General features: G+C 67.5%; 19 protein-coding genes. 8 read left to right on the top strand and 11 right to left on the bottom strand.

Annotation, left to right across the window (positions count from 1 at the left end):
• Positions 1–61: 61 nt before the first annotated feature.
• A complete protein-coding gene (gene metC, locus AC3ANX_RS14955; protein ID WP_488334053.1) occupies positions 62–1,279 on the bottom strand; it encodes a cystathionine beta-lyase in 1,218 nt (405 codons plus the stop codon).
• Positions 1,276–2,118 (bottom strand): sulfurtransferase, encoded by an 843-nt coding sequence (locus AC3ANX_RS14950; RefSeq protein WP_488334052.1) that lies wholly within the window; start codon positions 2,116–2,118, stop codon positions 1,276–1,278. Before AC3ANX_RS14950 ends, metC begins: the two co-directional genes overlap by 4 nt.
• A gap of 113 nt (positions 2,119–2,231) precedes the next feature.
• Here AC3ANX_RS14950 and queF point away from each other — a divergent pair, with 113 nt between their 5' ends.
• The 4 genes from queF to AC3ANX_RS14930 all read left to right on the top strand — a co-directional run bounded on the left by queF (position 2,232) and on the right by AC3ANX_RS14930 (position 7,054).
• Complete coding sequence (gene queF, locus AC3ANX_RS14945) at positions 2,232–2,678, top strand: preQ(1) synthase (protein ID WP_488334051.1); 447 nt, start codon at positions 2,232–2,234, stop codon at positions 2,676–2,678.
• Positions 2,679–2,827: 149 nt separating this feature from the next.
• Positions 2,828–5,101 (top strand): glycosyltransferase family 4 protein, encoded by a 2,274-nt coding sequence (locus tag AC3ANX_RS14940; protein ID WP_488334050.1) that lies wholly within the window; start codon positions 2,828–2,830, stop codon positions 5,099–5,101.
• Between the two features lie 46 nt (positions 5,102–5,147).
• A complete protein-coding gene (locus AC3ANX_RS14935) occupies positions 5,148–6,431 on the top strand; it encodes a glycoside hydrolase family 130 protein (protein WP_488334049.1) in 1,284 nt (427 codons plus the stop codon).
• 254 nt (positions 6,432–6,685) lie between these two features.
• Positions 6,686–7,054, top strand: a complete 369-nt coding sequence (locus tag AC3ANX_RS14930; protein WP_488336965.1) for an acyl-CoA thioesterase — start codon at positions 6,686–6,688, stop codon at positions 7,052–7,054.
• A 109-nt stretch (positions 7,055–7,163) separates the two neighbouring features.
• On the opposite strand, the gene AC3ANX_RS14925 is transcribed toward AC3ANX_RS14930, so the two are convergent.
• On the bottom strand, positions 7,164–7,364 hold the full coding sequence (locus AC3ANX_RS14925) for a hypothetical protein (RefSeq protein WP_488334048.1): 201 nt from the start codon (positions 7,362–7,364) through the stop codon (positions 7,164–7,166).
• A 67-nt stretch (positions 7,365–7,431) separates the two neighbouring features.
• Entirely contained in the window at positions 7,432–9,378 is a 1,947-nt protein-coding gene (locus AC3ANX_RS14920) for an OPT family oligopeptide transporter (protein ID WP_488334047.1), read from the bottom strand.
• Positions 9,379–9,547: 169 nt separating this feature from the next.
• On the opposite strand from AC3ANX_RS14920, the gene AC3ANX_RS14915 reads away from it, so the two are divergent.
• From AC3ANX_RS14915 to AC3ANX_RS14905, 3 genes are read left to right on the top strand one after another with little or no spacing between them, the layout of a single operon-like run.
• Positions 9,548–10,378 (top strand): diacylglycerol/lipid kinase family protein, encoded by an 831-nt coding sequence (locus AC3ANX_RS14915; RefSeq protein ID WP_488334046.1) that lies wholly within the window; start codon positions 9,548–9,550, stop codon positions 10,376–10,378.
• 15 nt (positions 10,379–10,393) lie between these two features.
• Entirely contained in the window at positions 10,394–11,161 is a 768-nt protein-coding gene (locus tag AC3ANX_RS14910) for a metallophosphoesterase family protein (protein WP_488334045.1), read from the top strand.
• 50 nt (positions 11,162–11,211) lie between these two features.
• Positions 11,212–11,625, top strand: a complete 414-nt coding sequence (locus AC3ANX_RS14905) for an ester cyclase (protein WP_488334044.1) — start codon at positions 11,212–11,214, stop codon at positions 11,623–11,625.
• A 3-nt stretch (positions 11,626–11,628) separates the two neighbouring features.
• Here AC3ANX_RS14905 and AC3ANX_RS14900 read toward each other — a convergent pair whose 3' ends face one another.
• From AC3ANX_RS14900 to AC3ANX_RS14880, 5 genes are all read right to left on the bottom strand, one after another.
• Positions 11,629–12,063: a MarR family winged helix-turn-helix transcriptional regulator gene (locus AC3ANX_RS14900; RefSeq protein WP_488334043.1), complete on the bottom strand. Its 435-nt coding sequence runs from the start codon at positions 12,061–12,063 to the stop codon at positions 11,629–11,631.
• A gap of 82 nt (positions 12,064–12,145) precedes the next feature.
• Positions 12,146–12,694 (bottom strand): 30S ribosomal protein S9, encoded by a 549-nt coding sequence (rpsI, locus tag AC3ANX_RS14895; RefSeq protein ID WP_488334042.1) that lies wholly within the window; start codon positions 12,692–12,694, stop codon positions 12,146–12,148.
• Complete coding sequence (gene rplM, locus AC3ANX_RS14890) at positions 12,694–13,173, bottom strand: 50S ribosomal protein L13 (protein ID WP_488334041.1); 480 nt, start codon at positions 13,171–13,173, stop codon at positions 12,694–12,696. Before rplM ends, rpsI begins: the two co-directional genes overlap by 1 nt.
• Before the next feature lie 131 nt (positions 13,174–13,304).
• On the bottom strand, positions 13,305–14,123 hold the full coding sequence (locus tag AC3ANX_RS14885) for a hypothetical protein (RefSeq protein ID WP_488334040.1): 819 nt from the start codon (positions 14,121–14,123) through the stop codon (positions 13,305–13,307).
• Positions 14,120–15,154, bottom strand: coding sequence for a COX15/CtaA family protein (locus AC3ANX_RS14880; protein WP_488334039.1), 1,035 nt, complete (start codon positions 15,152–15,154; stop codon positions 14,120–14,122). Before AC3ANX_RS14880 ends, AC3ANX_RS14885 begins: the two co-directional genes overlap by 4 nt.
• A gap of 261 nt (positions 15,155–15,415) precedes the next feature.
• Between AC3ANX_RS14880 and AC3ANX_RS14875 the strand changes: the two genes are divergently transcribed.
• On the top strand, positions 15,416–15,808 hold the full coding sequence (locus tag AC3ANX_RS14875; RefSeq protein WP_488334038.1) for a MerC domain-containing protein: 393 nt from the start codon (positions 15,416–15,418) through the stop codon (positions 15,806–15,808).
• 225 nt (positions 15,809–16,033) lie between these two features.
• Here the strand turns inward: AC3ANX_RS14875 and AC3ANX_RS14870 are convergent, their stop codons facing one another.
• A complete protein-coding gene (locus tag AC3ANX_RS14870; protein ID WP_488334037.1) occupies positions 16,034–16,330 on the bottom strand; it encodes a hypothetical protein in 297 nt (98 codons plus the stop codon).
• Positions 16,331–16,413: 83 nt separating this feature from the next.
• A complete protein-coding gene (locus AC3ANX_RS14865; RefSeq protein WP_488334036.1) occupies positions 16,414–17,487 on the bottom strand; it encodes a glycosyltransferase family 4 protein in 1,074 nt (357 codons plus the stop codon).
• Positions 17,488–17,535: the final 48 nt, after the last annotated feature.

The following is a 17,535-nucleotide window of genomic DNA, read 5'->3' as shown; positions in this document are numbered from 1 at the left end:
AACATAATTTTGCTGGTCTGTGTCTGGTTTGTTGCTGGTGTGGCGCGCGCGCCACACGTCTTCACAGCAACGCGCGGAACCTCGCGAGACCGGCCTCGAGATCGGCGATAAGGTCGTCGCTGTCCTCCAGCCCGATCTGGAGGCGGATCATCGGCCCGGCATCGTCGCGGCGGGTGGCGGTGCGGTAGCGTGCAGGATCGACCGGCAGCGCGAGGCTTTCGAACCCGCCCCAGCTATAGCCGATGCCGAAATGCGCGAGCCCGTCGATCAGCGCGGCGCGGGCCGCCTCGTCCCCGCCGTTCAGCACGAACGAGAACAGCCCGGACGAGCCGAGGAAATCGCGCGCGAACACGTCGTGGCCGGGGCAGGAGGCGAGCGCGGGATGCAGCACGCGCGACACCTCCGGTCGCCCGGCGAGCCACTCGGCAATGCGCAGCGCGCTCGCCTGGTGCTGGCGCAGCCGCACCGCCATCGTGCGAAGCCCGCGCGCGCCGAGCCACGCGTCGTCGGGGCTCGCCACCTGGCCAAGCTGGAAGCTGGTGTCGCGCAATCTCGCGAAATGCCCCGGCGCGGCGGTGACGGAGCCGAGCATCACGTCGGAATGGCCGACGATGTATTTCGTGGCGGCGAGGATCGACAGATCGACTCCGTGCCCGATCGCAGGGAAGAACAGCGGCGTCGCCCAGGTGTTGTCGATCAGCGTCGTCACCCCGCGCGCCTTGGCCGCCGCGCAGATCGCGGGCACGTCCTGCACCTCGAAGGTGAGGCTGCCGGGGCTCTCCATCAGGATCGCGCGCGTGGCCGGGCCGATCAGATCGGCGATGCCGGCGCCGATCAGCGGATCGTAGAAGCGGGTGGTGATGCCCATCCGCTTGAGCAAGGTGTTGGCAATCCCGCGCGACGGATCATAGGCGCTGTCGACCAGCAGCAGTTCGTCGCCGGGGGACAGCACCGACAGCAGCGCCGCCGCGATCGCCGCCACGCCCGAGGGGTAGAGGAACGTCCCCTCCGCGCCGGGCTCGAGTTCGGTCAGCGCATCGGCAAGGCTCCACTGGGTTGGCGTGCCGCGCCGGCCGTAGAACAGCCGGTGGTGGGTGTCTGTCGCGCCCGAGGCGCGCAGGTCGGCGACGCTGTCGTAGAGGATGGTTGAGGCGCGCCACACGGGTGTGTTGACGATGCCCTGCGTCCATTCCTTGCGCCGCCCCGCACCGACGACGCGGGTGGAATCACCGCTGCCCCCGCCGACCTTGTCCCCGCCGACCTTGCCTCCGCCGCTCATGCCGCCGCGCCCGTCGCCTTGGGGGTGGTCGCATCCGCGCCCCATTCGGACCAACTGCCGTCGTAAAGCGCGCCGTCGGCCCCGAGCAGATGCGCGCCGAACAGCAACCCGGCGGCGGTGATCCCCGAACCGCAGGTAGTGACGAGCGGGCGGGTGAGGTCAACGCCCGCCGCGTCGAACTCGGCTTGCAGCGCCGCGCCCGTCTTCCACGTGTTGTCGGGGTTGAACAGCCGCGCATAATGGAGATGCTTCGAGCCGGGAATATGGCCGGGCGCGACGCCGGGCCGGGGATCGGCCTCCGCGCCGGTGAAGCGGCTGGCCGACCGCGCGTCGAGCATCTGCTCGGCACCGCTGTCGAGGTTGGCGCGCATCGCCGCGAGATCGCGCACGTCGTCGCGGACTGCGCCCGGCGTGAAGGCGGCCGGTGTCGGGGCGGGCGCGCGAGCCTCGGTGGCGCGGCCCTCGGCCTGCCATTTCGCGAAACCGCCGTCGAGGATGGCGATGTCGCGCACGCCGAAGTGGCGCAGCATCCACCATGCGCGCGCCGAAGATCGCACCGGAGACGCGTCGTACAGGACAATCCGTGTGCCATCGCCGAGCCCCAGCGCCGCCATGGCCTGCGCGAAGGCATGCGGGGCGGGCAGCATGGTGGGTAGCGGGCTGGCGGTATCGGCGACGTCGCGCAGGTCGAGGAACACCGCGCCGGGTATGTGCGCCGCAGCAAATTCCGCCACCGCGTCGCGCTTGTGTTCAGCGAGATAATAGCTCGCGTCGACGATACGGAGATCGTCCGCGCCGAGTTCGGCGGCGAGCCATTCGGTGGATACCAGCGAGTCCATGCGTGTTTCCCGTAGCCGTTACGCCGGCCCTCCTAACCCCGATCCGCGCCGCGTTGAAGCGCCGTCCGCGATGGAGTGGCGATCGCGGACGCGCGTCGCTACATAGCGTAGCCATGAGCATCACCCATCTCGGCCAGCCCAGCGCGCTGCCCGCTTCGCCCGAAGCGGCAGTCCTCGATTACGTTCCCAATCCGCGGCGCGGCCGCCCGTATCTGGTGCGCTTCACCGCGCCCGAATTCACCTCGTTATGCCCGGTAACGGCCCAGCCCGACTTCGCGCATCTGGTGATCGACTATGCTCCGGCCGAGACGATCGTCGAATCCAAGTCGCTGAAGCTGTTCCTCGGGAGTTTCCGCAACCATCAGGCGTTCCACGAGGATTGCACGGTCGGCATCGGCGAGCGGTTGTTCGCGGAAATGCAGCCGCTGTGGCTCAGGATCGGCGGCTATTGGTATCCGCGCGGGGGCATCCCGATCGACGTTTTCTGGCAATCGGGCGCGCCGCCGGAGGGCTTGTGGCTACCGTCGCAGGACGTGCCGGGATACCGCGGCCGGGGCTGATTTCGCACGCCCATTATGGGTGCGCTACCATCACCTATGTTAAGGGTAAAATGCGCTGCGCTGCAACAACTCTGCAACTTTCCGGGCATCTGGCCGTTGGAGAAGCAAAGGTGGGGTATTAACCCCCGGTTCATGCAGGACGCCCCTCGATGACGCGAGCAGCAGATGCGCTTTCCCAGATCGATCACATCGCGCTGATCGGTAATTTCCTGCCCCGCAAATGCGGTCTGGCGACCTATACCACAGACACGTTCACCGCGCTGAAAGGCCGGTTCCCCGACCTGAAGATCGACGTCTATGCGATGGACGATCATCCCGGTCGTTACGTCTATCCGCCCGAAGTGACGATGAGCATCCCCGAGCAGGATCGCATCGCCTATTCCGAAGCGGCGCGCGCGATCGAGCAGAGCGGCGCGCAGGCGGTGTGGGTGCAGCACGAATACGGCATCTACGGCGGCCCCGCCGGTGAGCATATCCTCGCCCTGCTTGACCGGGTGACGGTGCCCGTCATCGTCACGCTTCACACCGTTCTGGAGAAGCCGAGCGCGGACGAGCGCCGCGTCATGGAAGGTCTGTTGCGCCGCGCCGCCAAGATCGTGGTGATGGCGGAACGTGGCCGCGAAATCCTCGAGCGTGTCTATGGCGCCAGCAGCCGCTCGATCGTGATGATCCCGCACGGCGTGCCCGACCGCGAATTCGTCGATCCCGATACGCTGAAGGCGCAGTTCGGCTGGGAGGGCAAGAAGGTGATCTTCACCTTCGGCCTGCTCGCCCCCAACAAGGGGATCGAGGCGATCATCGACGCGATGCCCGCGATCACCGCGCGTCACCCCGAAGCGTATTACGCCGTGCTCGGCGCGACTCACCCGAACCTCGTCGCGCATGAAGGCGAAGCCTATCGCGACCGGCTGAAGGCGCTGGCGGCGGATCGCGGCGTCGGCGATCAGGTCGCCTTTATCGACGAATTCGTCGAGCATAACGACCTGATCGACTATCTCCAGGCCGCCGACATTTACGCGACGCCCTATACCAACCCGGCGCAGATCACTTCGGGCACGCTCTCCTATGCGGTGGGCGTCGGCAAGGCGGTGGTGTCGACACCTTACGTCCACGCGACCGAGATCCTGTCGGACGGACATGGCGTGCTGGTCGATTTCGGCGACAGCGTCGCCTTCGCGCGCGAGATCAACGCGCTGCTCGACAGCGAGCGCAACCGCGCCCGTCTGTCGCAGCGCGCCTATGAGCGTGGCCGCACGATGATCTGGCCGCGCCTTGCCGAGCGGGCGATGCGCGAGATCGCCGCGATGGTCTCGGCGCAGCCGCGCCGCATCGCCGGACCGGCGCCGTCGATGGCATCCCTCGATCCGGACTTCTCCGCAGTCGAGCGGATGAGCGATTCGACCGGCATGTTCCAGCACGCGATCTTCTCGGTGCCCGATCGCCGCCACGGCTATTGCATCGACGACAATGCCCGCGCGCTGATGCTGACCTGCAAGATGGACTCGCTTGCCGACGACGTTCGCGACAAGTGGATGACCACGTACGAATCGTTCCTGCAATATGCCTGGAACCCCGAGGCGCGCCGCTTCCGCAACTTCATGCGCTTCGACCGGACGTGGTGCGAGGAGGTCGGTTCGGAGGACTCGAACGGTCGCACGATCTGGGCGCTCGGCGTCACCGCACGCGATGCGCGTCATGCCAAGCACCGCGATTGGGCGGTGGCGATGTTCGACATGACCGCGAGCCTCGCGTTCGAACTCGGCAGCCCGCGCGCGCACGGCTTTGCGATGCTCGGCGCAGCGGCGATCCTCGAAGCCTTCCCCGGCCACGCACTGGCGCGCAGCATCCTGACGCGCTTCTCGGCCGAACTGCTCTCGCTCCTCGAGGAAGCGCGGCGGCCCGAGTGGGAATGGTTCGAGATCGTGCTGGCCTATGACAACGCCCGTCTGCCCGAGGCGCTGCTGCGCGCCGGCAAGGCGCTGCACCGCGACGATCTGATCGCCTGCGGCATCGCCACTCTCGACTGGATCGTGGCACGCCAGACCTCGCCCGAGGGGCGGTTCCGCGCGGTCGGCAGCGAGAGCTTCAACCGGCCGTACCAGCCGCCTCTGCCCTACGATCAGCAGCCGCTCGAAGCGCAGGCGACGATCGAGGCGTGCGAGGCCGCCTTCGCCGCGACCGGCGACCAGCGCTGGATCGAGGAGGCGCTGCGGGCCTATCACTGGTATCTGGGCCTCAACGATCTCGATCTGCCGCTCGCCACCGTTCAGGACGGCGGCTGCTTCGACGGGCTGATGCCGACCGGACTTAACCGCAATCAAGGCGCCGAATCGATTCTGGCGCTGCAACTCGCCTCCTGTGTGATTTCAGGGCTTTCAAAGCGGGCCGAAAGCGTGGCAGGACCGGATCGCGCCGTTGCGTAGCCTCGCTCGCAACGCCGCGAATGCGGACGGTTGGCAAGGCGATAACGTGATTGATCTGTTCCACCATGCGCTGCGTTTGCACGCCGACCCATCGCGCGTCGTGGTGCGCCCGTTCCACTTGGCCTGGGCGACGAGCCAGCAGGGGCCAAGCCGGACCGAGCGCATCGTCAACGCAGTGATGGCGCTCAACCCGCTCGAGACGCGCGCCGAACTTGAAGTGGTGCTTAAGGATTTCGAGGCGCGTCACTGGCAGACGCGCCGCGTCTTCATGACCCGCTACGAAGAGATCGCGGCGATGGTCGGGCTCGACGACAGCAAGCTCGACGACGAGAAGCGCCAGTTGATCGGCGCCTATTTCTGTCACGAATACAGCTATGCCGCCGCCGCGCTGATGAACCCGAGCGCGGTGCCGCATTACGACCAGTCGGGCATGCCACCGGGTTCGCAGCGCATCCTGATGTCGCTGCGCGCGGTGGGCGAGGGGCATATCTCATCGGTGGCGTTCCGCGAGGGCATCATCACCGACAACAACGAACTGAAGCTCGCGCCCGAGCCGCCGTTCGCGACCGCCGCCGATATCGTCGGCGGCGACGAGGAAACCGTGCCCGAGGGGCCGGTGACGGTCTATCGCCACCGCGACTCGACGCTGTCGGGCACGGTGATCTTCCCGATCACCAACGCGCAGTCGAAGGGGCTGGAGGATCTGCGTCTCGTCCACTTCCAGCATGACGATGGGTCGTGGGAGTGGCTCGGCACCTATACTGCGTACAACGGCTCTGCGATCCAGTCCGAGCTGATGCGCACGCGCGATTTCCGGGGCTTCGATCTGGTGCCGATGACCGGCCCGGCCGCGCGCAACAAGGGCATGGCGCTGTTCCCGCGCAAGGTGAACGGCCAATATATGATGATCGGGCGGCAGGACGGCGAAAACCTGTTCCTGCTCAAGTCCGACACGCTCACGCACTGGGAGGAGGGCGAGAAGCTGCTCACCCCCGAGCTGCCGTGGGAGCTGGTGCAGATCGGCAATTGCGGGCCGCCGATCGAGGTCGACGCGGGCTGGCTGTTGCTCACCCATGGTGTCGGCGCGATGCGTAAATATTCGATCGGCGCGGTGCTCCTCGACAAGGACGATCCCTCCAAGGTGATCGGCCGCACCGAGGAGCCGATCCTCGCCGCCGCCGACCAGGACCGTGAGGGCTATGTCCCCAACGTCGTCTATACCTGCGGCGCGATCCGGCATGGCGACAAATTGTTCGTGCCTTATGGCGTGGCGGACAGTTCGGTCGCGTTCGCGTTCATCCCGATCGATAGCCTGCTCGCCGCGATGTAAGTCGGGGCAAAGGCGCGCAAGGCAAAGCCTTGCACGCCGGTGCGCGAAAAGCGCATCGCCCCGACCGGCCGGCGGGTCGGGTGACACCCGAACCCGGCCGACGGCTTCGCCGTCGGCATGTCGTAATCCATACCCGGCCCCACATACCTCCGAGCAACTTTGCACCACCACGACACTGGCGTTCCCCGCGCACTTACATTAGTGTCAGCCTCGTGACCGACTCCGCCGCGCCCTTCGAACACGTCATCGCTATCATGCCCGGCGACATCGACTTCATGGGCCACGTCAACAATGCCCGCTATCTCGGCTGGGTGCAGGATGCGGTGCTCGACCATTGGCGCAAGATCGCTCCGGCCGACGCGGTGGCGACGCATCTGTGGGTCGCGCTGAAGCACGAGATCACCTACCGCAAACCCGCCTTCCTCGACGACGAGGTGATCGCCACCGTCGTGCTGGAGAAGGTCCACGGCGCACGCGCGTTCTACGAAACCTTCATCAAGCGCGGCGAGGAGATCCTCGCCGAAGTCCGGTCGAGCTGGTGCTGCGTCGATGCGCAAACGCTGCGCCCGGCACGGATCGCCAAGGAGATCGCGGGGCGGTTCTTCGGCGGTAACGAGGAGTGAAGGCGAGAGCTGCTCGTCGTGTGCAGCTCCAGCTTTCAGCCGAACTGCTGTACCATTTCGATTGGGCCGATGATGGCCGTGTTGAACGCGGGCAGGTCTTCGGCCGGTATCAACAGTCCGGATGGGCGCGGCCGCCGGCGTCCTGCACGGCGTAGCGATCGAGACGCGCCTTCCGCGCCGTGAAATGCGTGACGAACCCCGCACCGCTGTCGCGCACGTTCCAATCGCGCGCGATCTTTACCGCATGATCCTCGGTGGTGACCGGGTAGAAGACCGGCTGATCGGGCAGGCGGGGCGGGAGCGCCGTCATCCCGCTTCCCTCGATCAGCCGCGACTCTGCCGGGCCGACAGGGTGCCACACCTCACCGTCGCGTCGCTCACCGCGCCACCGTTACCGTCCGCCGGTACAGCAGCGCCGCCAGCGCGATGAACAGCAGCGTCCCCGCCACCAGTGCCACGCCCGCGAACCCCGGCCCGACCAGCGCGAGCGGTGCGTCGCTGCCGGTGAGATATACGATAAACGCGAACGCCACGCCCCACAGGCTCTCGCCGACGATGAGGCCGGTCGCGGTGAGCGTGCCCATCCGCTCGGCGACTTCGGGGTTGCGGCTCGCGCGCGCCCAGCGATCGTAGAGAAAGCCGACCACGGAGCCGGTCACGGTCGGCAGGATCACCGACATCGGCAGATAGATGCCGAGCGCTACGCCGAGCGGCGGCAGCCGCAGCAGCTTGAGGCGGCCGAGCACCTCGTCGAGAACGATCAGCGCCACCCCGGCAAGCGCACCATAGCCCAGCATCCGCCAGTTGGCATCGCCCGACAAGACGCCTTTCGCCAGCGCCGAGATCAGCCCGGCCTGCGGCGCGGCCAGCGCGTTCGGCCCCGCGCCTGGCGCGCCGGCGAAACCGATGCCGCTGTTGAGCACGTTGAGCACCGGCGGGATGATGAGCGAGCCGAACACCACGCCGATGATGAGCGCGACCTGCTGCTTCCACGGCGTCGCACCGACGAGTTGCCCGGTCTTGAGATCCTGCAAATTGTCGTTGGAGATCGTCGCCACGCCGAACACGATGCCGGTGACGATCAGCGCATAGGCGATCAGCGCACGCGTCGTGTCTGCGCCCGGATGCTGGCCGAACAGCCCAACCAGCAGCAGCGCCGATCCGATCGCGGCGAGGATGCCGATGCCCGATACCGGCGAGTTCGACGCGCCGATCAGCCCGGCCATATAGCCGCACACCGCCGCGATCATCACCCCGGCGACGAGGATGAACACGAGCGCCCCGCCGATCAGCGCGACCGCCGAGCCCGACAGCGCGCCGCCCGCCAGCACGTCCCACAACAGCCATACGATCGGCAGCAAGGTCAGCACCGCGACCGCGCCGACCCACAGGATCGGCAGATCCTGCTCCTCCAGCGCCAGCGTCTCGCCGCCCTTGCGCGCCGCGCTCGCCGCCAGTGCGGAGCGCACGCCGCCGATCACCGGGCCGGCGATGCGCAGCAACGTCCAGATCGCCGATACGCCGATCACGCCCGCGCCGAAGAAGCGCACCTCGTTCTTGAAGATCAGCCCGACCCAGTCCGCCACGTCGCCCGGAGCGGGCTGCGCGGCGGTCATCACCGGCACCAGCACGCCCCAGCCGATCACCAGCCCGAGCGCCATCGCCGCACCGACCGAGATGCCGACGAGATGCCCGACGCCGAGCAGCGCGAACGACAGGCTGCCCGAAATGCCCGTAGCGCCTGCGCCGACGCGGAAGGCGGTAGCGGCGGTATCGGTGATGATCTTGGTCTGCGTCGCGATGGCGAACCCGGCCGAGGCGATGCTGTTGACGACGAGCACCTTGAGTCCCTCCGCGCTCTCCTCGCCGCCCTCACGCGAGCCCGCGCCGACTTCGAGCACTTCGGCGGCGGCAACGCCCTCCGGATAAGGCAGGTCGGTATCGACCACCAGCGCGCGCCTGAGCGGCACCGAGAACATCACCCCGAGAATGCCGCCGGTCGCGGTGATGAGCGCGGTCTGCACATAGGGGAAGCCCTGCCACCAGCCGATCATCACCAGCCCGGGCAGCACGAAGATGATTGCCGACAGCGTGCCCGCCGCGCTCGCGATCGTCTGGACGATGTTGTTCTCGAGGATCGATCCGCCCGGCAGCAGCCGCAGGATCGCCATCGAGATCACCGCCGCGGGAATCGAGGTCGCGAAGGTCAGCCCGACCTTGAGGCCGAGATAAACGTTGGCGGCGGTGAAGAACAACGTGATGAGGCCGCCGAGCAGCACCCCGCGCAGGGTGAGTTCGGCGAGCGGCTTGGAAGGCGTCTGCATGGTGCCACCGTGGCACGAACGTGAGATACGCGCATTATCAAAGTTGCGCGTCGCCCCGGCGCAGGCCGGGGCCGCTGTGAAACGGGCACCCGATCCGCCGAGTGCATAATGGCCCCGGCCTCCGCCAGGACGGATGCGCCTTTTTCCACCCCCCGCGCGTTGGCCGGGCATGGAGAAACTCTGGTTCATCACCAACCCCGCATCGGGATCGGCGACCGACGCCAAGGCCGAGGCGATCGTCGCCGTGTTCCAGGAACGCGGCCTCGCGCTCGCCGGGCGCACGGCCTTCCCCAGTGACGATCTGCCGACCGACGAGGAACTCGATGCCGCTGGCGCGGACACGGTCGCGCTGTTCGCGGGCGACGGGACGATCAACGCCGCCGTCTGCGCGCTCGCCAAATGGCGGGGCAAGATCCTGATCCTGCCCGGCGGAACGATGAACCTGCTCGCCAAGTCGCTCCACGGCAACACCGACGCGCACGCGATCGTCCATGCCGCGCACCAGCGGGGCGAAGTGGTCGCGCTGCCGTTCGTGGAGGCGGGGCAGCACCGCGCGCTGGTCGGGCTGATCCTCGGCCCCGCCACCGCGTGGGTGCATGCGCGCGAGCTGGTGCGCGCGGGCAAGCTGCGCGGCCTGACGCGGGCGTTGCGCCATGCGGTACGGCGGACCTTCTCACGCGGCATCCGGCTCGAAGGGGTGGCGGGGCTGGAGCATCACGCGCAGGCGGTGTTCGTGCGGCCGGGCGACGACCGGCTCGACATCGCCGCGGTCGACGCGCGCGACTTCCGCTCGATCGCGGCGCTCGGCTGGGAGTGGCTGACCGGAGACTGGGTGGCGGCGCGCGCGGTGACGCAGGTGTTCGCCGAGACCTTCCGCATCGGCGGGCGCAAGCCGGTGCTCGCGTTGTTCGATGGCGAGCCGGTGATGCTCGATCCGCAGACGCGAATTTGCGGGGCGCGCACGAACCGAATGTTCATCCGCACGTTGAAGCCAGACTGAAACCGGAGAAACGCCATGATCCGGCTGTTCCATGTCAGCGACGTGCATTTCGGCCGCGAGGACCGCGCTGCGATCGCGTGGTTCGACGATCTCGTCCACAAGGAGCAGCCCGACGCAGTCATCATGACCGGCGACCTGACGCTCCAGGCGCGGCGCAGCGAGTTCGCCGACGGCCTCGCCTGGCTGCAAGGGCTAGGCGTGCCGGTGACGGTCGAGGTCGGCAACCACGATCTGCCCTATTTCAACCTGTTCGAGCGGTTCTTCCGGCCGTACCGACGCTTCCTCTCGGTCGAGAAGATGATCGAAAAGCCGCTTGAGCTGCCTGGAGTGACGATCGTGCCGATGGTGACGACCGCGCGTTTCCAGTGGCGGTTCAACTGGTCGAAAGGCTATGTCGCGCGCGCGGAACTGGCCAAGGCGCTCGCGCTGGTCCGCGCCGCGCCTGTGGGCAGCCGCGTGTTCATCGCCTGCCACCATCCGCTGATCGAGCCGCACACGCGCATGTCCGCGCAGACGCATCGCGGTGCCGAGGCGTTGCAGGCGCTCGCGGAAGCCGGAGCGGAGGCGGTGTTGACCGGTCACGTCCACGATCCTTTCGACATCGCGCATGATGCCGGCGGTCACGCGATCCGGCTGATCGGGGCGGGTACGCTCTCCGAACGCACGCGCGAGACGCCACCGTCGTTCAACGAGATCCGCATCGCCCCGGAGGGTTTCTCGGTGAAGGTACGCACGCTCGCACCCGAACCCGACGTGCGGCTGCCGGTGGAGCATGTGGCTTGATATATACAGCATAACTGTATAAAAGCGGCGCGAACAAGGAAGGCCGCCGCATGCCACTCGCCACCAACAAGCATATCGTCCGCCGTTTCAACGCCGAGGTGATCGCCGGCGGCGACCGTGCCGCCTTCGAGGAACTGGTCGCGCCCGATTTCATTAATCGTTCGGCGCCCGCCGGTACGCTCGATGGGCGGGAAGGATTGTGGGATACCTTCGCGACCGTGCTGCGTCCCGCGTTTTCCAATCTCGCGGTCACGATCCATGATCAGGTCGCCGAGGGTGACCGCGTCACCACACGCAAGACGATCACCGGCACGCAGGATGGCGCGTTGCTCGGGATCGCACCGACCGGACGCGCGGTGGCGATCCAGGTTATCGACATCGTTCGGCTCGCCCATGGCCGTTATGTCGAGCATTGGGGCATCAACACGCTCGCCAGTGTGCTTGCCGAACTGCGGCAGGATTAGCGGTTAGCTTTCGCGCGCGGCGAGCCGTTCGAGCAACGGCAGGGCGGCGTGGAGGACCGCCTGCTCCTCCGATGAGAGTCGCGCGGCGATCAGTTGAGCGATCGACGCGACCCGCGCATCGCGCCCCGTCGCCAGCGCGGCGCGACCCGCTGCGGTCAGCGTAACGCGTTGGCCGCGACGATCGTGTGGATCGGGTGCACGCACGACCAAAGCTTCCGCTTCGAGCTGAGCCACGACCAGCCGCATGCTCTGGTGCTTGACCTTGCGCCGCTCGGCCAGTGCAGCGACGCTCATCGCACCCTCACGATCGAGCAGCCCGAGCGTCTCCGATCGCGCGGTGCGCGGCGTATCGGCATCGCTGCGGATCGTGCGGGCGAGATCGCCGATCGCATGGCGCAGCCGATCGGCAAGCTCGTGGGTGTCGTCGTGTGGCGGCATCGCGCGACGATAGCAGCATCGCGAGCACGAAAAAGGGCGGCCCGTCGCCGGACCGCCCCCAATCGTGTTCGAGAAGAACCGCTTAGCGCTTCGAGAACTGGAAGCTACGACGTGCCTTGGCGCGGCCGTACTTCTTGCGCTCGACCGTGCGGCTGTCGCGGGTCAGGAAACCGGCGGCCTTGACGGGGGCGCGCAGGATCGGTTCGTACTTGGTGATCGCCTGGCTGATGCCGTGCTTCACCGCGCCGGCCTGGCCCGAGAGACCACCGCCCTTGACAGTGCAGATCACGTCATACTGGCCGGTACGCTCGGTGATGCCGAACACCTGGTTGATGACGAGACGCAGCGTCGGGCGTGCAAAATACACTTCCTGGTCGCGGCCGTTGATGGTGATCTTGCCGGTGCCGGGCTTGAGCCACACGCGGGCGACGGCGTCCTTGCGGCGGCCAGTCGCATACGCGCGGCCGAACTTGTCGAGATCCTGCTCACGCAGCGGCGCGCGCTGAACCGGCTCGTCGATCTGGCCCGAAAGGTACGCGTCGGCCTGGACTTCGGCGCCCGCCTGTGCGGCCTCGCCCTGCTGGTTGAGGACGGCGCCGAGATCGGAAAGGGACTGGCGATTGTCGGTCATTACGCGCCCACCTTGTTCTTGCGGTTCATGCCCGCGATATCGAGGACTTCGGGGTTCTGCGCCTCGTGCGGATGCTCGGTGCCGGCGAAGACGCGCAGGTTGCGCATCTGCTGACGGCCGAGGGGCCCTCGCGGGATCATCCGCTCGATCGCCTTCTCGAGCACGCGCTCGGGGAAGCGACCCTCGAGCACCTTGCCCGCGGTGATGCCCTTGATGCCGCCAGCGTAACCGGTGTGCTTGTAGTACACCTTGTCCTTGAGCTTGTTGCCGGTGAAGCGCACCTTGTCCGCGTTGATGATGATGACATTGTCACCGCAATCGACGTGGGGGGTGAAGCTCGGCTTGTGCTTGCCGCGCAGGACGTTGGCGATGATCGACGCCATGCGACCGACCACGAGGCCTTCCGCGTCGACGATCAGCCACTTTTTCTCCACCTCGTGCGGCTTGGCCGGCTTGGTGGTCTTCATGAGCGCCTTCATGGGGCTATGACCTCTTGGTTTGAAACGAAGCGCGCCGCCCACGAATGGACGGCGCCCGATGGCGCGCTAATGTTGCAGGCGCGCGGCGAAGTCAAGATATCCGCGACTTTGCCGACGGGTATTATGATACCCTACGGGGTTTTTCGCTCGATCCGCAGCGTCACGACGGTTTCCGCGCGACTGGTCAGCGCCGATCCGGCGGCGGAGAGCGTGCGGGCGGACCGGGTCTCGATCACCAGCGCGGTCGCCGGGTCGATCCGGCGCAGCGTGTCGAGCGTGATGCTGCCGTGCGCGGCGCCCGGTACGGTCGGCCCGCCGACCGCGATTGGCCCGGCACCATGCGTCGCGATCGACACCGCGCCATCGGCGTGGCTCACCGTCTCGGTCGCGGGTAGGCCGGTGCCGGGTGGCAGCGGCGGGCGCGGTGGCAGCGTCACCGCGCGCGTGCCGTCCGCACGCGCAAGGTCGCCCGGGCGGATCAGGTCCGCGACGGCCGAGCCGAGCATGTCGCGGCGCTGGCCGGCGTCGAATGCACGCAGCGGCCGCACCATCGCCGCCGCCCGCGCAGCGCCCGCGTCCTTACGGGCGGCGGTTTCGATGGCGGCAGCGACGCGTTCGATCAGCGCATCGGCATCGTCCACCGCCGTCACCGTCCCCGTCGCGCTGAGATGGATGCGCACGGTCACGTTCCGCAGCGCGTCGTTACCGGCGACGAACGCGACACCGAGCCCTGGCCCCGACTGATCGCTCCCGTCGATCGTCGTCTCGGCGAGATAGCCGTCGCGCTCGCGGCGGAACACGACGCGGCGGCTGGTGTGGAAATGCTGGGTCGCGGTGCCGTCGACCAGCGTCTCGGTCGTGTCGCAGCGGTACACCGCGCCTTCGACCGGGTGGAACGCGGGGGCGGCCGGCTGGGCCTGCGCCAACACGAGCAGCAGCGCCGCGCTCATGCGCGCCTGCGTCCGATCGCGTGGATGCCCCAGACGGTGGCGATCACCAGCAGCGCGCCGACCAGTTGGTGGAGCGCGGCGAGGCGGATGTCGACACCGGTCATCACCACGGCGATGCCAAGCAGGATCTGCACGCCGAACGCGCTGTGGATTGCCACCGAGGCGGCGCGGTGCCCCGCTTGCTTGGCCCGGCGCGCCAGTACGATCAGCACCGCGACCGTCACCCATGCCCACCAGCGGTGGAGGAAATGCACCAGCGACGGATCGTCGATCAGCAGCGCGCCGAGCGGCCGCGTGCCGATCACCTCGTTCGGAAAGACGCGCCCGTTCATCAGCGGCCATTCGTTGGTGACGAGCCCCGCGCGCAACCCCGCCATCAGCGCGCCGTAGAACAATTGCACCGCCAGCACCGCCCCCGCGAGTGCGCCGAAACCGGTCAGTCGCGCGGGCCGTACATAGCCGCCCCGCCGCAGCGCGCGCAGGTCGAGCGCGGTCCACACAATGCCGGCCAGCGTGAACAAGGCGGTGAGCAGATGCGCGGCAAGCCACAGTGGCGCGACCTCGGTGCGATCCGAGAGCCCTGAACGCACCATCAACCAGCCGAACGCCCCCTGAAGGCCCCCGAGCGCGAGCAGCGCGACCAGCCGCCAGCCATAGCCGCGCGGGATCTGCCGGCGCAGCGCGAACCAGATCAGCGGCACCGCGAACACCGTGCCGATCAGCCGCCCGAGCAGCCGGTGGAGATATTCCCATAAGAAGATCGCCTTGAACCCGGCAAGCGTCATGCCGTGGTGGATCGCCTCATATTGCGGAATGCGGCGGTAGTTGGCGAACTCGGCCTGCCATGCCGCATCGGTGAGCGGGGGCACGACGCCGCTGATCGGTTTCCACTGCGTGATGGACAAACCCGATTCGGTCAGCCGGGTGATGCCGCCGACGACGACGATCAACACGATCATCGCCGCCACGAGGTAGAGCCAGCGGATCATCGCGACCGGGACAGCCGAACGGCCAGAGTGCGTCTGGAGCATCGCACGTGCCTAGCCGCATGCGCTGCCGCCGTCGATTGGACAAATTGACGGAGGATTCATCCATTCTGCCGCAAGTGCGAAGATTTCGAGCGACTCGTGCGTTAGCAGCGCGCGGCTAGCCGACACCAATCGACGGGATTCGTCCTATTCGCTGGTGTGGCCGGGCCGGGGCGGCAGGACCGTTCCGGCCCGGCCTTCGGCTCGAAAAACTTGCGATGATATGTTGTAACTTGCCTCGGCGCGTGCCACATGCGGCTGGCAATGACTGCTCATGTTCATCACCCGGCGATCCGCTGGATCGAGTCGCGCTTCGATGGGTTCGCCATCGGCCTGTCCGGGCTGTGCGTCGTCCACTGTGTCGCGAGTTCTGTGTTCGTCGCCCTTGCGGCCTCGGCCGGCGGGCTGCTGCTCAACCCGCTGTTCCACGAGGTCGGTCTGTCGATCGCGATCCTGCTTGGCGTGGTCGCGCTCGGGCGGGGGGCGTTCTCGCATGGCTATATGCTGCCGGCGGCGACCGGCTCGTTCGGGCTCGGCATGATGGCGGGCGCGATGTCGCTGCCGCATGACGGCAGCGGTGGCGAGACGATGTGGACGTTGATCGGCGTGGCGGTTCTCGCGCTCGGCCATGATCTCAACCGCCGGGCCGCACGCTAGTCGAGCACGTCGCGGACGGTCGGGACGGTGCTGCCGGGATGCGAGTCGCTCCCAATCGTTGGTGGTTGCCGAAAGCGGGATGCGCGCAAGCTGATCCCCGCGCCGCTGCCGCAGCCTGACGTCTCACTATCCCGAAGACGGAAAGGTCTGAACCAGCAGACATGGAAAACCCGGCGATATCGAGATATCGCCGGGCCAATCATCGTGTCAGTCGGTCGAAAGCGATCAGGCGCTGCCGGGGCTGTCGAAACCGCCAGCGGCCGAGTAGCTGCCGACGACGACGGCGAACAGCGCCGCGACGCTGAGCAGCGCGCTCTGGATAGACCGGATGGCGAGGAACTTGCTCGACCCGCCATGCGGCGTCGCGGCGGCGCGCTGCACCAGCTGCGAGCGCGTACCGATCATCGGCATTGGCTTCGCGGCGGCAACCTGCGGCGCCTGAGCGGCGGGAGCTGCCAGCGCGGGCGCGGAGGCTGCCATGAGCATGCAACCCGCGGTTGCGATCGCAATGAGCTTCTTCATATTCAGCCTCCCTGTCTGATATGGCTAAGTAGAAAGGTGTATCGCAGTTGCGAACGTAAAAGTCAAGATTGGCAGTCTCTGCATTACCTCTTGAGGTCGCGGTATATTCCTGTGATCGCCGCGATCATCCTCGTTTCGGTGAACTCGGCGAGAAACAGGTCGAGTCCGCTTTGCCCGACCCTGCGCAAGCCTGCACGGTCCAGCCCTGCCAATACGTCCGCGAGCGCCACGATGTTCCCGCGCGGGTAGAGATATCCCGACACGCCGGGCCGCACGATCTCGGGCAAGGCATCGGCATCGCTCGCCACCACCGCGCGCGCCTGCCGCATCGCCTCGATCGCGGCGAGGCCGAACCCTTCCCAGCGCGAGGGCATCACCACCGCATCGGCGGCGGCGATATAGCCGGCGAGCGCGGCATGCGGTTGCCAGCCATGTTCGGTGATGTTGGCGGGGATGGGGCCGCCGATCCGGTCGCCGACGGTGTGGAGGTGGATCGGCCGATCCGCCAGCCGCGCCATCGCCGCGACCAGATCGGGCAGGCCCTTTTGCGGCGTGGTGCGGCCGACGAACAGCAGGTTGAGCCGCTCGGCATCGAACCCGGCCACCGGATGCGGTGGCGCGGCGAGCGGGGGCAGGCCGTTATAGACCATCGCCAGCTTCGCCGTCGGCAGGCCGATCGCGCGCGCACTGTCATATTCGAAGCGTGAAATGCAAAGGATGCGATCGGTCGCGCGGGCGAGCAGGCGCTCGATGCCCTCGTAGATGCGCTTCTGCCACGCCGGGATCTGCATGTTGAACGCCCAGCCGTGCGCGCAATAGACGATCGCCGGGCGGCGCGTGCGGCTCGTGAACAGGTAGCGCGCGCGCACCAGCACGCCCGCGAAGGTGCTGTGGATGTGGATCAGATCTGGCCGCTCGGCTGCGATCGTACGATGGGCAAAGCGCGCCATCTGCGCGAACGCGCCCGGCCGGCGGGCGGAACTGGGGAACAGCCGCAACGTCTCGGGCGGCAGCGTGTCGAAATAGTGCCGCTCGTCCGCGCCGACCACGATCGTGACGTTGGCCGCGCCATGTTCGGCCGCCTGCGCCCGCACCAGTTGCGCCATATGCGTGGCGACGCCGCCCTTGGTCTTTTGCGCGACGTGCAGGATCTTCAAGTCAGGCCTCCCGAACCACGCACCGCCTTAGGCGAAAAGCGCGCGCCG

The sequence above is a fragment of the Sphingomonas sp. BRN-1R genome, from assembly GCF_057748035.1.
The sequence above is the reverse complement of the archived record's forward strand: the minus strand, read 5'-3'. Positions and strand labels throughout refer to the sequence as shown.

Excerpts from the sequence above, each read along its gene's own strand:
- AC3ANX_RS14925 (WP_488334048.1), bottom strand. The coding sequence starts at position 7,364 with ATGACGGCGCTCCCGCCCCGCCTGCCCGATCAGCCGGTCTTCTACCCG.
- rplM (WP_488334041.1), bottom strand. The coding sequence starts at position 13,173 with ATGAAGGCGCTCATGAAGACCACCAAGCCGGCCAAGCCGCACGAGGTG.
- AC3ANX_RS14950 (WP_488334052.1), bottom strand. The coding sequence starts at position 2,118 with ATGGACTCGCTGGTATCCACCGAATGGCTCGCCGCCGAACTCGGCGCG.
- AC3ANX_RS14910 (WP_488334045.1), top strand. The coding sequence starts at position 10,394 with ATGATCCGGCTGTTCCATGTCAGCGACGTGCATTTCGGCCGCGAGGAC.
- AC3ANX_RS14875 (WP_488334038.1), top strand. The coding sequence starts at position 15,416 with ATGACTGCTCATGTTCATCACCCGGCGATCCGCTGGATCGAGTCGCGC.
- AC3ANX_RS14920 (WP_488334047.1), bottom strand. The coding sequence starts at position 9,378 with ATGCAGACGCCTTCCAAGCCGCTCGCCGAACTCACCCTGCGCGGGGTG.
- AC3ANX_RS14870 (WP_488334037.1), bottom strand. The coding sequence starts at position 16,330 with ATGAAGAAGCTCATTGCGATCGCAACCGCGGGTTGCATGCTCATGGCA.
- AC3ANX_RS14905 (WP_488334044.1), top strand. The coding sequence starts at position 11,212 with ATGCCACTCGCCACCAACAAGCATATCGTCCGCCGTTTCAACGCCGAG.
- AC3ANX_RS14880 (WP_488334039.1), bottom strand. The coding sequence starts at position 15,154 with ATGCTCCAGACGCACTCTGGCCGTTCGGCTGTCCCGGTCGCGATGATC.
- rpsI (WP_488334042.1), bottom strand. The coding sequence starts at position 12,694 with ATGACCGACAATCGCCAGTCCCTTTCCGATCTCGGCGCCGTCCTCAAC.
- queF (WP_488334051.1), top strand. The coding sequence starts at position 2,232 with ATGAGCATCACCCATCTCGGCCAGCCCAGCGCGCTGCCCGCTTCGCCC.
- metC (WP_488334053.1), bottom strand. The coding sequence starts at position 1,279 with ATGAGCGGCGGAGGCAAGGTCGGCGGGGACAAGGTCGGCGGGGGCAGC.
- AC3ANX_RS14900 (WP_488334043.1), bottom strand. The coding sequence starts at position 12,063 with ATGCCGCCACACGACGACACCCACGAGCTTGCCGATCGGCTGCGCCAT.
- AC3ANX_RS14885 (WP_488334040.1), bottom strand. The coding sequence starts at position 14,123 with ATGAGCGCGGCGCTGCTGCTCGTGTTGGCGCAGGCCCAGCCGGCCGCC.
- AC3ANX_RS14915 (WP_488334046.1), top strand. The coding sequence starts at position 9,548 with ATGGAGAAACTCTGGTTCATCACCAACCCCGCATCGGGATCGGCGACC.
- AC3ANX_RS14930 (WP_488336965.1), top strand. The coding sequence starts at position 6,686 with ATGCCCGGCGACATCGACTTCATGGGCCACGTCAACAATGCCCGCTAT.
- AC3ANX_RS14940 (WP_488334050.1), top strand. The coding sequence starts at position 2,828 with ATGACGCGAGCAGCAGATGCGCTTTCCCAGATCGATCACATCGCGCTG.